Below are 14,392 nucleotides of genomic sequence, written 5' to 3'. Positions count from 1 at the left end.
TCCAGCAGACCCGCGCGGCGTCGTGCTCTCGTACGACGCGGGGGGCGGGTACGGCCACCCCGACCACGTGCGCACGGCGAGCGTCGCCCGCCGGGCGGCCGAGCTGCTCGGGATCCGCTTCCTCGCGGTCCTGCCCGAGGACGCGCCGCCCGAGGACGGCGACGTCGTCGTCGAGCTGGGCGACGAGGACTACGCCCGCAAGCGCGCCGCCCTGGAGGCCCACGCCACCCAGATCGTCGTCGAGGGGGAGTCGGCCCGGCTCTCCAGCGGCCCGGCGTTCCCCGTCGGGCGCGTCGAGCGGTTCCGTCCGGCCCCCGCGCTCGCAGCGTCGTCGGACGCGCTCGTCCCCGACGACCGGCCCGACCTCCGCTCCCGCGTCGTCTCGGGCACCCTCTCGGTGCTCGTCGGCGCCGTCGTCGGAGCGATCACCACGATCGCCCACCAGACGACCGTCGTCGTCGGCGACGCCGTCCTGCCGCTGGGCCTGCTGGCGTCGCTCGCCGCCGTGCTCCTCCTGCTCCTGGGGCTCCGCCTCGTGATGGTCGACCGGTTCGTCGCGTTCTGCACGGCCATGGGGCTCCTCGGGATCATCGGCCTGCTGGCGCTGCGCAGCGCGGGGGGCTCCGTCCTGGTGCCGGCGAACGGCCTCGGCATCGCCTGGACGTTCGTCCCCGCCCTGATCGCGCTGGTCGTGATCGCCTGGCCGCGCCTGCGCCCGCCGGCCCCGCGCCCGAGCCGGCACCGACGGGACTCGACGCCCCGCCGCTCCGCGTACGATAGAAGCCTCTGTTCGAAGGGACGCCACGACCGTGACCTACGTGATCGCACTTCCGTGCGTCGATGTCAAAGACCGCGCCTGCATCGACGAATGCCCGGTCGACTGCATCTACGAAGGCGAGCGCTCGCTCTACATCCACCCCGACGAGTGCGTCGACTGCGGTGCCTGCGAGCCGGTCTGCCCCGTCGAGGCGATCTACTACGAGGACGACCTCCCCGAGGAGTGGTCCGACTACTACAAGGCGAACGTCGAGTTCTTCGACGAGATCGGCTCCCCCGGCGGAGCGGCGAAGGTCGGCGTGATCGCGAAGGACCACCCGGTCATCGCGGTCCTCCCGCCCCAGGGCCACTGAGCGGCCGTCCGGTGGCGCTCGGAGCCCTGCCCGACTACCCCTGGGACCTGATGGGGCCCGCGACGGCCCTCGCGTCCTCGCACCCCGACGCATCGTCGACCTCTCGATCGGCTCGCCCGTCGATCCCACGCCCGCGCTCATCCGCGACGCGCTCTCGCGGGCGACGGATGCGCACTCCTACCCGACGACGGTCGGCACCCCCGCCCTGCGCGAGGCGATCGCGGGATGGTTCGCCCGCCGCCGCGGAGTCCCGGGGATCGGGGTCGACGAGGTCCTGCCCACCATCGGCTCCAAGGAGCTCGTCGCCTGGCTCCCGTTCCTGCTCGGTCTCGGCGAGGGCGACGTGGTGGTCCACCCCCGCGCCGCCTACCCGACCTACGCGATGGGCGCGGCGATCGCCGGCGCTCCGTGCTCGCCTCGGACGACCCGGCCGAATGGCCGGAGGCCACGCGCCTCGTGTGGCTGAACTCCCCGGGCAACCCCGACGGCGCCGTCCTGGACGTGCCGGCGCTCGCGCGTGCGGTGGAGCGGGCCCGCGGGCTCGGTGCCGTCATCGCCGGTGACGAGTGCTACGCCGAGCTCGGCTGGGACGGCCGCTGGGCCGACGAGCCGATCCCGAGCATCCTCGATCCCCGGGTCGTCGGAGCGAGCCGCGCGGGCGTTCTGGGCGTCTACTCGCTGAGCAAGCAGTCGAACCTCGCCGGCTACCGCGCCGCGTTCGTCGCGGGCGATCCCTCCCTCATCGCGCGGCTCGTCACCGTGCGCAAGCACGCCGGCATGATCGTGCCGGGCCCGCTCCAGGAGGCGATGATCACCGCCCTGGGCGACGACGCGCACGTGGCGGAGCAGAAGGAGCGCTACCGGGCGCGTCGCGACCGGCTGCGCCCCGCCCTCGAGGCCGCAGGCTTCCGGATCGACCGCAGCGAGGCCGGCCTGTACCTGTGGGCGACCGAGGGGCGGCCCGCGTGGGAGTCGATCGAGCGGCTCGCGCGGATCGGCGTCCTCGCCGGCCCGGGCGCTTCTACGGCGACCACTTCACCGAGCACGTGCGCCTGTCGCTGACGGCGACCGACGAGCGGATCGACGCGGCCGCGTCCCGCCTGTCCGCCGGCCTGTCCTAGCGCCGGCCGGGCGCTCGGGGCGGACCGTCTCTGTCGCTCTCCCACAACGCGCGCCGGGGACGACTGGCCGGTGCAGCAGGTCCCCTGCTGTGCCCTTAGGCTGTAGGAGGTTCGGTCGATGTCGCCACACAACGGCGCCGGCTGCACCGCCCACACACCCGGCGCCGCCCGCTCCGAGAGAGCGCGCTGCCCGGGGAGCGACCGTGACGACCTGGGAGGCGTTGTGACCGAATCCGGCACGCAGAGCGACGGAACCGCGACGGTGGAGGCACCGGAGCCCGCCACGGAGAGCGCGCCGGCGGCGGCCGAGGCCCAGCCCGAGAAGGTGACGCTCACCTTCGGCGACCGCACCGCCGACTTCCCGATCCTCCGCAGCGTCGACGGCGCCTCGAGCATCGACTTCTCGACCCTGACGAAGCAGACCGGCTTCATGTCGCTCGACTACGGCTTCGTGAACACCGCGGCGACCAAGTCGCAGATCACCTACATCGACGGCGACAAGGGCGTCCTGCGCTATCGCGGGTACCCGATCGAGGAGGTCGCGACGAACGCGACGTACCTCGAGGTGGCCTGGCTCCTCATCTACGGCGAGCTCCCCACCGCCGACGAGCTCGCCGGTTTCGACGAGCGCATCCGCCGCCACACGCTCCTCCACGAGGATCTCAAGCGCTTCTTCGATGCGCTCCCGCACAGCGCCCACCCCATGTCGGTGCTGTCGGCCGGAGTCTCGGCGCTCTCCACCTACTACGAGGACAGCTCGAACCCGAAGGATCCCGAGGCCGTCGAGCTGACGACGATCCGCCTTCTCGCGAAGCTGCCCGTCATGGCCGCCTACGCGCACAAGAAGAGCATCGGACAGGCGTTCCTCTACCCCGACAACTCGCTGAGCTTCGTCGACAACTTCCTCCGCTTGAACTTCGGCACCATGGCCGAGAAGTACGACGTCGATCCGGTCCTCTCCAAGGCCCTCGACCGCCTGCTGATCCTCCACGAGGACCACGAGCAGAACGCGTCGACGTCGACCGTGCGCCTGGTCGGCTCGACCGAGGCCAACCTCTACGCCTCCGTCTCCGCCGGCATCAACGCGCTCTTCGGCCCCCTGCACGGAGGCGCGAACGAGGCGGTCCTGACGATGCTCGGCCGCATCCGCGAGTCGGGCGAGAGCGTCCAGACCTTCGTCGAGCGGGTGAAGAACAAGGAGGAGGGCGTGCGCCTGATGGGCTTCGGCCACCGGGTGTACAAGAACTACGACCCGCGCGCCAAGCTCGTCAAGGAGAGCGCCTCCGAGGTGCTGCAGGCGCTCGGAGTGAAGGACCCCCTCCTCGACATCGCGATGGAGCTCGAGGCCCTCGCGCTCGAGGACGACTACTTCAAGGAGCGCCGCCTCTACCCGAACGTCGACTTCTACACCGGCGTCATCTACAAGGCGATGGGCTTCCCGACGCGGATGTTCACCGTGCTCTTCGCGATCGGCCGCCTGCCCGGCTGGATCGCCCACTGGCGCGAGATGAACATCGACAAGCAGACGAAGATCGGCCGCCCGCAGCAGCTCTACATGGGCGCCCCCGAGCGCCACTGGCCCACCGGCAGCTGACCCGCCGTATCGATGCCGTCTCCGCACCAGCGGAGGCGGCATCGTCCGTTCGCCCCCTCGCTGGTCGAGTAGCCCGCGAGCGGGCGTATCGAGACCCCCGCAGCCCGCCCTCAGGCGTGCAGCGCCGTGTTCAGCTCGATGCCCGCACCGGTGCGGGGGAGCACCTCGACGGCGCCGGTCAGCGAGTTGCGGCGGAACAGCAGATTCGGCACGCCCGACAGCTCGACGGCCTTCACCGTCTGCGGGCGCCCGTCGGCGCGGGGCGCCCCTCCGACGACCACGACCTTCGTGCCCGCGGTGACGTAGAGCCCCGCCTCCACGACGGAGTCGTCGCCGATCGAGATCCCGATGCCCGAGTTCGCGCCGAGCAGCGCGCGCGCACCGATCGAGACGCGCTGCGTCCCTCCGCCCGACAGGGTGCCCATGATCGAGGCGCCGCCGCCGATGTCCGAGCCGTCGCCGACGACGACGCCCTGCGAGATGCGCCCCTCGACCATCGAGCTGCCGAGCGTCCCCGCGTTGAAGTTCACGAAGCCCTCGTGCATGACCGTCGTCCCGGGAGCGAGGTGCGCTCCCAGGCGCACGCGCGACGTGTCGGCGATCCGGACCTTCGCCGGGGTGACGTAGTCGGTGAGCCGCGGGAACTTGTCGATCCCTGCCGCCTGGATCCCGTGGCGGCGGAGCGAGGGGCGCAGCCGTGTGAACGCGTCCGGCGACACGGGGCCCGCGTTCGTCCAGACCACGTTCGCCAGGTGCGCGAAGATCCCGTCCAGGTCGACCGTGTTCGGCCGCACGAGCAGGTGCGACAGCAGATGCAGCCGGAGGTACGCGTCCGACGTCGAGGCGGGCGGCGCCTGCAGATCGATCTGCAGCGTGACGACGTCGATCCGGACCTCGCGCCGCGCGTCCTCGCCGGCGAGCGCCTCGAACTCCGCGGGGACGATCCACGGGTCCCGTCCGGCGGGGATCGTGCCCAGGCGCGGCTCCGGGAACCAGGTGTCGAGGACGGTCCCGTCCGAGGCGATGGTGGCGAGCCCGTAGCCCCAGGCGGAGGCGGGCGCGGAGGAGTCGGAGGGGTGCTCGGGGGTCATGGCACCCAGGGTAGCGCGCGGCCTCCGGCCGCTACCCTGGGTGCCATGGCCGCTCCGACCCCCGCCGCTCCGCCCGTCGCGCCCCTGGATCTGCGCTCCGATCCGATCGCGCTGACCCGCGTGCTGTGCGACATCCCGTCGGTCTCCGGCGCGGAGTCGGCACTGGCCGACGCGATCGAGGCCGCCCTGTCCGACTGCGCGCACCTCGAGGTCGTGCGCGACGGAGACACCGTCGTCGCGCGGACCCTGCTCGGCCGGGCTCAGCGGGTCGTCATCGCCGGCCACCTCGACACCGTCCCGATCAACGCCAACCTGCCCGTCGTCGACGAGACGATCGACGGCGTCGAGCACCTCGTCGGTCGCGGCACCGTCGACATGAAGGCCGGAGTCGCGGTCCAGCTCGTGCTCGCGGCCGAGCTGACCGAGCCCGCGGTCGACATCACCTGGATGTGGTACGACAACGAGGAGGTCGCGTCCGACCTCAACGGCCTCGGCCGCCTCTCCCGGAACCGCCCGGACCTCTTCGCCGCCGACTTCGCCGTCCTCGGCGAGCCCACGAGCAGCGAGGTCGAGGGAGGCTGCAACGGCACCCTCCGCGTCGACGTCGTCACGCGCGGGCGGCGGGCGCACTCGGCGCGCAGCTGGGTCGGCGAGAACGCGATCCACGCCGCCGCGCCGATCCTCGAGCGCCTCGCCGCCTACGAGCCGCGCGTCGTCGAGGTCGACGGCCTGCTCTACCGCGAGGGCGTCAACGCGGTCCGCATCGCGGGAGGCGTGGCCGGCAACGTGATCCCCGACCTCTGCACGGTGCACGTCAACTACCGGTTCGCCCCGAGCCGCACCGGAGCGGAGGCCGTCCAGCACCTCCGCGAGCTCTTCGACGGCTTCGAGGTCGAGGTCGTCGATCTGGCGGAGGGGGCGCGTCCCGGCCTCGACGCTCCGCTCGCGCAGGCCTTCCTCGCCGCGGTCGACGCCGAGGCCAGGCCGAAGTACGGCTGGACGGACGTCGCCCGCTTCTCGGCCCTCGGCGTCCCCGCGGTGAACTACGGACCCGGCGATCCGCTGAGGGCCCACGCCGACGACGAGCGCGTCGCCGTGCACGAGATCACGGCGTGCGCCGATGGTCTCCGCCGCTGGTTGAGCACCCCCGCGTGAGCGCCGTCGCCCCGGTGCTGAGCACCCGCCGCCGGGCCCGCCTCCGCCTCGTGCCCTGGTGGGCGCGGGTGCTGGGTATGTACGTGCTGACCCGCGTCGTCACGACGACGATCCTCCTGCAGTTCGCCGCGAACCAGGCCGCGAACGCCTGGACCGGCCCGTCTCCGTCCTACTCCGCCTTCGCCAGCCTCTGGGACGGCCGCTGGTACGAGATCATCGCGACGGCCGGCTACCCCTCCGAGCTCCCCGTCACCGCGGAGGGCGAGGTCGGAGAGAACGCCTGGGCGTTCATGCCGCTCTACCCGGCGGTGGTGCGACTGCTCATGCTGATCACGGGTCTGGGCTGGGGGAGTGCCGCGGTGACCGTCTCGGTGGTCTGCGGAGCCGTCGTGTGCCTGGTCCTCTACCGCCTCCTCCGGCACTCGCTGAGCGAGAGCCAGTCGCTCGTCGCCGTGCTCCTCTTCTGCGTGGCGCCGACCTCGCCCCTGCTCCAGCTCGCGTACGCGGAGTCGGCGGCCATGATGCTGACCGCGATCGTGCTCCTGCTGCTCGTGCGCCGCCGCTGGGCGCTCGTGTTCCCGGTCGTCCTCCTCCTGGGTCTCACGCGGCCCAGCGGCCTCGCGTTCGCCGCGGCGATGGGGCTCTACGTCCTCGTCCGGTTCCTCCGCCGCTCGCGCGAGCCCTTCGAGCGAGCGGAGTGGCTGCCCACCGTGGCGCTGACGGTGTGGGGGCTCGTGGTCGGCTTCCTCTGGCCTGCCGCGGCGTGGGTGGTCACCGGCTCGATGACCGCCTACACCGACACCGAGCTGGCCTGGCGCGCTCGTACATCGGCTACCAGGAGCTGCTCCCGTTCACCTCCTGGTTCCAGGGCGGTTCCTGGTGGGGGCAGTGGTGGTTCGAGTCGCCGAGGGTCGGGATCGTGCTCGTGGTGCTCGTGGTCATCGCGTTCGCCGGTCTGATGGCCGCCCCGTGGACCCGCAGACTCGACTTGTTCAGCCGCGCCTGGCTCGCCGGGTACGCCGTCTACCTCTTCGCGTTCTTCTTCCCCCAGTCGAGCACGTTCCGGCTGCTGGGGCCGCTGTTCCCGCTCGTCGGAGCACTCGCCGTGCCCCGCTCGCCGCTCTTCCGGGTCGTGCTGGTGCTGCTCGGGATCGGCGGGCAGATCGTCTGGATCTCGGTCTGCTGGGCCGTCGACGGCTACGACTGGACGCCGCCGTGATCGACTCCCGGCGGGCACTCCGGAGAGCGCGATTTCTCCGGGACCGCGGATGCACGATAATAGGGGGATACGTCACGAAAGGGGAACTCTATGGCGGCCATGAAGCCCAGGACCGGAGACGGACCGATGGAGGCTGTTAAGGAGGGCCGACTCATCGTCGTGCGCGTTCCGCTCGAAGGAGGCGGACGCCTCGTCGTCTCGGTCAACGATGCAGAGGCGAAAGAGCTGCACGATGCTCTCGCATCGGTGGTGACCCCCGCCTGACGGGGATCCACCGGCACCGTCGAGAACGCCCGTCGCACTCCGTGCGGCGGGCGTTCCTCTGTTCCGGGAGCCGGAGAGGGATCCGGGCGGTCAGGCCCGGCGCTTGTTCGCCTGCAGCAGTCCGTCCCCGATGGGGGAGAGGACGCTCACCACCGCCGGGGACGCGCTGATCTCGGCGACGAGAGTGCGGAACGCGGACGCGATCTCGTCGCGCTGAGCGGGGTTCGACACCCGGCCGCGCCAGAGGGCGTGCGGGATGAGGACGGTGCCGCCCGGTCGGACGAGCCGCAGCGCGTGCTCGACGTTCTCGATCACCTGCAGGGGGTCGCCGTCGACGAAGACGATGTCGTAGGAGTTCTCGTTCATCCGCGGCAGCACCTCGAGGGCCCGGCCCGGGATCAGGCGGAGGCGGTTCGGCGAGACGCCCGCCTCGTGGAACTGCGCGCGGGCGTGCTGCTGGTGCACCGCCTCCGAGTCGATCGTCGTCAGCATGGCCTCGGGGGCGCCGTCCAGCAGCCACAGACCGCTCACACCGGTGCCGGTGCCGATCTCGATGATCTGCGAGGCGCGCGCGGCGGCCGCGATCAGCGACGCCTGCGCCCCGATGGACGGCGCGACCGCGTCGATGCCCAGCTCGACCGAGAGGCGGCGGGCGGAGGCGATGGCCTCGGGCTCGACGATCGCGTCCTCGGCGTACTTCCAGTTGGCATCCTTGTCGGACACGATCGGGCTCCTCTTGTCGATGCGGTGGACGGATCGCGTCCGCGCGAGGCAAGGCTACGGTGGCGCGCGGGGTCGGTGCCGCAGGCGCGGCGGGTTACTCTTGTCTCGTGTTCGGTTTGACGTTCGACAAGCTCCTCATCATCGGAGTGATCGCCGTCTTCGTGCTGGGCCCCGATCGTCTCCCGCACTACGCCGCGCAGCTGGGTCAGCTCGTGCGCAAGGTGCGCGGATTCGCCACTCAGGCGCGCGAACGGGTCAAGGACGAGATGGGCGAGGAGTTCAACGAGGTCGACTGGCGGAAACTCGATCCGCGCCAGTACGACCCGCGTCGGATCATCCGAGACGCCCTCCTCGAGGACGACCCGGTCCCCACCGTCAAGCCGCCGACCGCCGTCGGAGCACCCGTCACGGTGGGCGGCCGTTCCCCCTCGACGCAGGACAGCTATTACACGACGATGAAGCGCTCGGCCGGCGAGGGCCGTCTCTCGGCCGTCGCTCCTCCGCCGATCGACTCCGAAGCGACCTGACGCCGACGGTGCCGTGACGGGTGCCCTCGGCGGCACTCGCGTCGGTGCTCCCGCGTGCAGCCGCAGCCGGCGCGCGGAGGCGTCTCCCGGAGGGGTCAGCCCACGCTCATCGGGAGTCGCCGACCGGTCAGGCCGCGCGGTCGTGCCGCCAGGGTCCGTGCGAGCTCGGTGATGGCCCACGCCGCTGGATCGTCGGGCGACCCGACGACGACCGGGACGCCCTCGTCGCCTCCGGAGCGCAGCGCGACGCTGATGGGCAGGGAGGCGAGGACGCGCACCTCGTCCCCGGACGTGCTGAGGCGTCGTGCGACCTCGTCGCCGCCTCCGCTGCCGAAGAGGTCGAGCACGGTCCCGTCGGGCTGGGGCAGACCCGCCATGTTCTCGACCACGCCGATGATCCGCTGACCCGACTGGCGCGCCAGCGCGCCGCTGCGCTCGGCCACGTCCGCCGCAGCGGGCTGCGGTGTCGTCACGATCAGGACCTCGGCGTGCGGAAGCAGCTGCCCGATCGAGATGGCCACGTCGCCCGTTCCGGGCGGGAGATCGAGCAGGAGCACGTCGAGATCGCCGAAGTAGACGTCCGTGAGGAACTGCGAGATGGTGCGGTGCAGCATCGGACCGCGCCACGACACCGCGGCTCCGCGGGTGTCGCCCTCGAGGAACATGCCGATCGAGATGACCTTCACGCCGTGCGCGACAGGGGGGAGCATCAGCTCGCCCACCCGCGTGGGCCCGGCGACGTGTCCCTCGTGCATGAGCCCGAGCAGGCCCGGGATCGAGAAGCCGTGCACATCGGCGTCCACCAGGCCGACCGAGAGCCCCTGCTGGGCCAGGGCGACCGCGAGGTTCGCGGTGACGGTCGACTTGCCGACCCCGCCCTTCCCGCTCGTCACCGCGTACACGCGGGTGAGCGAGTCCGGGCCGAACGGCATGGCGCGCTTGGCGCCGCGCAGCCGTTCGGTCAGTGCGGTGCGCTGAGCCGGAGTCATGACACCGACCGAGACGCGGGCGGCGCTGACCCCCGGCGTGCCCGAGACGGCCTCGGTCACATCGCGCTCGATGGCGGAGGCGGCGGGGCAGCCGACGATCGTGAGGCGGATCGCGACGTCGACGGTGCCGTCCTCGGCGGCGGCCACCGACTCGACCATGTCGAGCTCGGTGATGGGCTTGCGGATCTCGGGATCGATCACCCGGGCGAGAGAGGCGAGGACAGCGGCCTCGAGGGCTGACGCCTCAGGCATCGCCGCGCTCGGTCCCGGGCGACTCCGCTCCGCTCTCCTCGAACCGGAACGTGTCCGCACGGGTCCGGTCCGCCCGAGCCGCATCGCTCCGCGTCACTGCGTCGAGAGGCTCGGTGCCCCCGTCCCGCTCGGCCCTGTCCTTCTCGAGCTCCTCGACCAGGCTCCGAAGCTCCGAGCGGATGAAGTCCTTGCTCGCCATGTCGCGGATCGCCAGTCGCAGGGCGACGACCTCGCGGGCGAGGTACTCGGTGTCGGCCAGGTTGCGCTCGGCGCGCTGGCGGTCCTGCTCGATCTGCACGCGGTCGCGGTCGTCCTGGCGGTTCTGGGCCAGCAGCAGGAGGGGCGCCGCGTACGAGGCCTGCAGCGACAGGATGAGCGTCAGCACGGTGAAGCCGAGCGCCTGCGAGTCGAAGCGCGCGTCCTCGGGGCCGTAGGTGTTGAAGACGAGCCAGAAGACGCAGAAGATCGTCATCCCGAACAGGAACCACGGCGTTCCCATGCCCCGCGCGAACGACTCGGTCAGACGCCCGAAGCGGTCGCTGCTCCGGCGGTTGCGCAACGGCAGCACTCGCGTGCGCAGTCCCTTCGGGGCGTCGAGCCGCCGATCCTGCTTCGCGTCCTTAGCCACGCGCACCCCTCCGTCCTCGTCGTCGTCCGCCGCTCGCCGCCTTCGCGGGCGGCGGCACCAGCGGGATGCCCCGGGTGGTCGTGCTCACCGGCGTGCGCGGTTCGTCGTCGCCGTCGTGACTGCGCCAGTCATCCGGGAGGAGGTAGTCGAGCACGTCGTCGATGGTGACGACGCCGACGAGCCGGTGCGTCTCGTCGACCACCGGCACCGACACGAGGTTGTAGCTCGCGAGGATGCGGGCGACCTCGGCCGCCGAGGTGTCGGGCGTGATCGGATCGAAGCTCTGGTCCAGCAGGGTGCCGAGGCGCTCGTGCGGCGGGTAGCGGAGCATCCGCTGGAAGTGGACCATGCCGAGGAAGCGACCGGTCGGAGGCTCGTACGGCGGCAGCGTGACGCACACGGCCGCACCGAGCGCCGGGGCCAGCTCGTGCCGGCGGATCAGGGCCAGCCCTTCCGCGACGGTCGCCTCGGCCGACACGATGATCGGCTCGGTCGTCATCAGACCACCGGCCGACTCGGGCGCGTAGGTCAGCAGCATGCGGACGTCGTCCGCCTCCTCGGGCTCCATGAGCCCCAGCAGCGCCTCGCCGCGCTCGTCCGAGAGCTGGGCGATGAGGTCCGCCGCGTCGTCCGGCTGCATCTGGTCGAGCACGTCGGCGGCCCGGTCGTCGTCGAGCTGGCCCAGGATCTCGACCTGCTCGCTCTCAGGCATCTCCTCGAGGACGTCCGCGAGGCGGTCGTCCGAGAGCTCGCCCGCGACCTCGAGCATGCGCTGGGTCGGCAGGTCGAGGAGCGTGCTGGCGAGGTCGGCGGGCTTGAGCTCGGCGAGGCTCGCGACGTACTGCTCGGCCGACTGAGCCTCTCCGGAACCCGTCTCGCGCACCTCGCGCCAGCCGGCGAAGGTGGTGGCCCCCTTGGCGAAGGGGGAGGGGGAGGTCTTCGGGCGGCGCACGAACAGCTGGGCGAGCTGCCACTCGCCGGGGCCGACCTCCTCGATCGCGACGTCCTCGACGACGGCGTCACCGGAGCCGTCGACGAAGGTCATCCGACGTCCCAGCAGCTCGGCGATCACGCGCACCTCGCCGCCGCGCTGCTCGAAGCGGCGCACGTTGATGAGGCCCGTGGTGATGATCTGACCGCTGCCGATGCTCGTCACCCGGCCGATCGAGACGAACACGCGGCGGCGTCCGGGGATCTCGACGACGAGCCCGACGACGCGGGGCGGATCGTTCTGACGGTAGACCAGGAGCACGTCGCGGACCTTGCCGACGCGATCGCCGGCAGGGTCGAAGACGGTGCATCCGACCAAGCGCGCGACGAAGACTCTGGCGGAACTCACGGCTACAAACCTAGTGCCGCCCGCCCGGACGGGAGCCGAGCGTTCCCTGCTGCCCTTCGGCCCGCTCCCCGTCCGCTTCCAGAGTCCTCCAAGTCCGCCGTGCGATTCTGAGCGCGTGACTCAGCAGACGCCGTTCAACGGCCGCAAGGCGGTCTTCCCGACCATCCCGCGCGGCGAGATCCTCGCGACCTTCGACACCTACCAGGAGGCGCAGGCCGCCGTCGACGTCCTCGCCCGCGCCGACTTCCCGGTCAAGCAGCTCGCCATCATCGGGAACGAGCTCAAGAGCGTGGAGCGCGTCACCGGCAAGCTCACCTGGGGCCGGGTCGCACTGGCGGGCGCCGCCTCGGGCGCCTGGTTCGGAATCTTCCTGGGCCTCCTGCTCATCATCTTCTCGCCGACCACGCAGATCTCGTTCTTGTTCGCGGCCGTGCTGCTCGGCGCCGGCTTCGGCATGCTGTTCGGACTCGCCTCGTACGCGGTGAACCGCCGTCGACGCGACTTCACCTCGACGATGCAGGTCATCGCGACGAGCTACTCCGTCCTGGCCGATCCCGAGGTCGTGAACCGGGGGAGGAACCTCCTCGACGGGCAGTCGGCGACCGAGGAGGCTCCGCAGACGAGCTGGGCCCCGCCGCCCGCGAACGTCGGCGACCCGGTCCCTGTGCGCCCCGAGGACGACCAGCGCTGATCCACCCCGAACGCTCCCGGCTCCGGCCGGGGGCATTCGTCGTGCAACCGCCGGGAATGAAGCGCGACTCCGCGGTTTGCGGCATGCTGCTGGTCGAGCAGCCCACGCAGTGGCGGTCTAGGTGTGCTGCTGGTCGAGTAGCCCCGCGCAGTGGCGGTCTGGAGCGTGCTGCTGGTCGAGTAGCCCCGCAGGGGCGTATCGAGACCCGCCCCACCCGCTCTTGATACCTCGTCGGGCCGGATCGCCTCGCCTACGCCGCGGCCGACCCCACCGGCGGCAGCACGATCTCGACGACGAGTCCGTGCGGCTGCCGGTTCGCGATCCCGACGGTCCCTCCGGCCGACAGCACGGTCGTGTGCACGAGGGCGAGCCCGAGCCCGCTCCCGCCCGACGCCAGAGTCCGCGAGTCGTCCGGGCGCGAGAACCGGTCGAAGGCGACCGGGATGAACTCCTCGGGCATGCCGGGCCCGTCGTCGGCGACCGAGAGCAGCAGGCGTCCGTCCTTCTGCGCGACGGAGGCGACGACCATCCCTCCGCGCTCCAGGGCCTGGATCGCGTTGCGCACGAGGTTGTCGATCACCCGGCCGAAGTCCTGCGCCGCGACACCGTAGAGGCGGGCGGGTTCGCGCTCGTCGATCTCGTAGTCGATCTCGACGCCGGACTCCGCTGCGAGGAGCCGGGTGCGGTCGACGGCCGAGACGAGCTCGTCGACGAGCTCCGCGAACGGCGACGTGGGTCGCGCCGATCTGCTCTCGATCCGAGAGATGTCGAGCAGTGCGGAGGCGAGGCGCACGAGGCGGTCGACGCTCTTGCGCGCGTCCAGGATCACGCGGTCGACGGCGGCGGCGTCGTCGACCCGGTGGTGCGCGATCTCGAGCTGCGCCGAGAGCGCGGCCAGGGGAGTGCGCAGCTCGTGGCTCGCGTCCGACACCATCTGCTTCTCCCGCGCGAGAGAGGCGCTCTGCTTCAGGAGGAACGCGTTGAGCGTCTCGGCGAGCTCGTCGATCTCGTCGCGGGTGCCCACCACCGGCAGCTGGTCGCCCTGCCCGGGGTCGGCCGCGATCTGGTCCGCCCTGGCCCGCATGCGGCGCACCGGTGCGAGCGCGGTGCCCGTCAGGATCCACGACGCCAGCCCGAACGTGACCACGAGGAAGATCGCCGCGTAGACCAGCACGTGGGCGAAGTCGTCGAGGACCAGCTGCGAGGCGGCCTGGTCGCGCGCGGTCACGACCGACCACGTCGCTCCGTCGTCGTCGACCGCGGCCACACGGACGACGTAGCCGGTGCTCCCGGTCGAGAGCTCCTCGTACCGAGCGGTCGTGTCCGCTCCGGTCGCGCGCAGGTCCTCGAGAACCGCATCGGTGAGGTTCGTCGGCATGGTCGTCGCTGCGACGGAGCCGTCGGGAGCGAGCGCGAGGTAGAGCTGGCCGGTCGAGGTCTCCGCGGTGCGCGGGACGTTGCCGGCCGAGATGTCGCGTCGGATCTCGTCCTCGATGGAGGTCAGGATCGTCCGCTCGCTGCGCTCCACGATCCCGGAGACGACCTGGTAGAAGAGCAGTGCCGCGAGCGCGAACAGGACCGTCGCGACCGCGACGCTCCCGATTGTGATCCGCGCGCGGATGGAGAGGGCGGTGGGCCGTCGGCTCTCGGGCTGCGCCGGGGCTGCCAC

The 14,392-nt window shown here is 71.7% G+C and carries 15 protein-coding genes and 1 pseudogene; 9 read left to right on the top strand and 7 right to left on the bottom strand.

What is annotated here, in order from left to right; all coding sequences use genetic code 11:
- Window positions 1-189: 189 nt before the first annotated feature.
- Window positions 190-573, bottom strand: coding sequence for a hypothetical protein (locus B0T42_RS20980; RefSeq protein WP_236720086.1), 384 nt, complete (start codon window positions 571-573; stop codon window positions 190-192).
- Window positions 574-809: 236 nt separating this feature from the next.
- Here B0T42_RS20980 and fdxA point away from each other — a divergent pair, with 236 nt between their 5' ends.
- The 3 genes and pseudogenes from fdxA to B0T42_RS03205 all read left to right on the top strand — a co-directional run bounded on the left by fdxA (window position 810) and on the right by B0T42_RS03205 (window position 3,845).
- Window positions 810-1,130, top strand: a complete 321-nt coding sequence (gene fdxA / locus B0T42_RS03215; RefSeq protein WP_056866806.1) for a ferredoxin — start codon at window positions 810-812, stop codon at window positions 1,128-1,130.
- A gap of 11 nt (window positions 1,131-1,141) precedes the next feature.
- Window positions 1,142-2,251 (top strand): annotated as a pseudogene (gene dapC, locus B0T42_RS03210) (succinyldiaminopimelate transaminase).
- A gap of 325 nt (window positions 2,252-2,576) precedes the next feature.
- On the top strand, window positions 2,577-3,845 hold the full coding sequence (locus B0T42_RS03205; protein WP_236720089.1) for a citrate synthase: 1,269 nt from the start codon (window positions 2,577-2,579) through the stop codon (window positions 3,843-3,845).
- A gap of 110 nt (window positions 3,846-3,955) precedes the next feature.
- Here B0T42_RS03205 and dapD read toward each other — a convergent pair whose 3' ends face one another.
- Window positions 3,956-4,936: a 2,3,4,5-tetrahydropyridine-2,6-dicarboxylate N-succinyltransferase gene (dapD, locus tag B0T42_RS03200; protein WP_077221918.1), complete on the bottom strand. Its 981-nt coding sequence runs from the start codon at window positions 4,934-4,936 to the stop codon at window positions 3,956-3,958.
- A gap of 45 nt (window positions 4,937-4,981) precedes the next feature.
- Here dapD and dapE point away from each other — a divergent pair, with 45 nt between their 5' ends.
- The 4 genes from dapE to B0T42_RS03185 all read left to right on the top strand — a co-directional run bounded on the left by dapE (window position 4,982) and on the right by B0T42_RS03185 (window position 7,574).
- Complete coding sequence (gene dapE / locus B0T42_RS03195) at window positions 4,982-6,091, top strand: succinyl-diaminopimelate desuccinylase (protein WP_077221917.1); 1,110 nt, start codon at window positions 4,982-4,984, stop codon at window positions 6,089-6,091.
- Window positions 6,088-7,050: a glycosyltransferase family protein gene (locus B0T42_RS03190; RefSeq protein WP_139344399.1), complete on the top strand. Its 963-nt coding sequence runs from the start codon at window positions 6,088-6,090 to the stop codon at window positions 7,048-7,050. The genes dapE and B0T42_RS03190 overlap by 4 nt, the downstream gene beginning before the upstream one ends.
- Window positions 7,011-7,310 (top strand): hypothetical protein, encoded by a 300-nt coding sequence (locus B0T42_RS20975; RefSeq protein WP_158078029.1) that lies wholly within the window; start codon window positions 7,011-7,013, stop codon window positions 7,308-7,310. Before B0T42_RS03190 ends, B0T42_RS20975 begins: the two co-directional genes overlap by 40 nt.
- A 90-nt stretch (window positions 7,311-7,400) precedes the next feature.
- Window positions 7,401-7,574, top strand: a complete 174-nt coding sequence (locus B0T42_RS03185; protein WP_077221916.1) for a DUF3117 domain-containing protein — start codon at window positions 7,401-7,403, stop codon at window positions 7,572-7,574.
- A gap of 90 nt (window positions 7,575-7,664) precedes the next feature.
- Here B0T42_RS03185 and B0T42_RS03180 read toward each other — a convergent pair whose 3' ends face one another.
- Window positions 7,665-8,297: an O-methyltransferase gene (locus B0T42_RS03180; protein WP_077221915.1), complete on the bottom strand. Its 633-nt coding sequence runs from the start codon at window positions 8,295-8,297 to the stop codon at window positions 7,665-7,667.
- Between the two features lie 107 nt (window positions 8,298-8,404).
- On the opposite strand from B0T42_RS03180, the gene B0T42_RS03175 reads away from it, so the two are divergent.
- A complete protein-coding gene (locus B0T42_RS03175; protein ID WP_077221914.1) occupies window positions 8,405-8,824 on the top strand; it encodes a twin-arginine translocase TatA/TatE family subunit in 420 nt (139 codons plus the stop codon).
- Window positions 8,825-8,919: 95 nt separating this feature from the next.
- On the opposite strand, the gene B0T42_RS03170 is transcribed toward B0T42_RS03175, so the two are convergent.
- The 3 genes from B0T42_RS03170 to B0T42_RS03160 are packed head-to-tail and all read right to left on the bottom strand — an operon-like array spanning window position 8,920 to window position 12,032.
- Window positions 8,920-10,065: an Mrp/NBP35 family ATP-binding protein gene (locus B0T42_RS03170; RefSeq protein ID WP_077221913.1), complete on the bottom strand. Its 1,146-nt coding sequence runs from the start codon at window positions 10,063-10,065 to the stop codon at window positions 8,920-8,922.
- Window positions 10,058-10,693 carry a DUF1003 domain-containing protein gene (locus tag B0T42_RS03165; RefSeq protein ID WP_077221947.1) on the bottom strand — a complete coding sequence of 212 codons (636 nt, stop codon included), beginning with the start codon at window positions 10,691-10,693 and terminating at the stop codon, window positions 10,058-10,060. Before B0T42_RS03165 ends, B0T42_RS03170 begins: the two co-directional genes overlap by 8 nt.
- The gene (locus tag B0T42_RS03160) at window positions 10,686-12,032 is read right to left on the bottom strand and encodes a magnesium transporter MgtE N-terminal domain-containing protein (RefSeq protein WP_055788538.1); all 1,347 of its coding nucleotides are present in this window, start codon (window positions 12,030-12,032) and stop codon (window positions 10,686-10,688) included. Before B0T42_RS03160 ends, B0T42_RS03165 begins: the two co-directional genes overlap by 8 nt.
- A gap of 115 nt (window positions 12,033-12,147) precedes the next feature.
- Between B0T42_RS03160 and B0T42_RS03155 the strand changes: the two genes are divergently transcribed.
- Window positions 12,148-12,723 carry a YflT domain-containing protein gene (locus B0T42_RS03155; protein WP_094742662.1) on the top strand — a complete coding sequence of 192 codons (576 nt, stop codon included), beginning with the start codon at window positions 12,148-12,150 and terminating at the stop codon, window positions 12,721-12,723.
- A gap of 250 nt (window positions 12,724-12,973) precedes the next feature.
- Here B0T42_RS03155 and B0T42_RS03150 read toward each other — a convergent pair whose 3' ends face one another.
- Window positions 12,974-14,392 carry a sensor histidine kinase gene (locus tag B0T42_RS03150; protein ID WP_077221912.1) on the bottom strand — a complete coding sequence of 473 codons (1,419 nt, stop codon included), beginning with the start codon at window positions 14,390-14,392 and terminating at the stop codon, window positions 12,974-12,976.

It is taken from the genome of Rathayibacter rhapontici (assembly GCF_001995175.1).
Taxonomy (GTDB): domain Bacteria; phylum Actinomycetota; class Actinomycetes; order Actinomycetales; family Microbacteriaceae; genus Rathayibacter.
The sequence above is the reverse complement of the archived record's forward strand: the minus strand, read 5'-3'. Positions and strand labels throughout refer to the sequence as shown.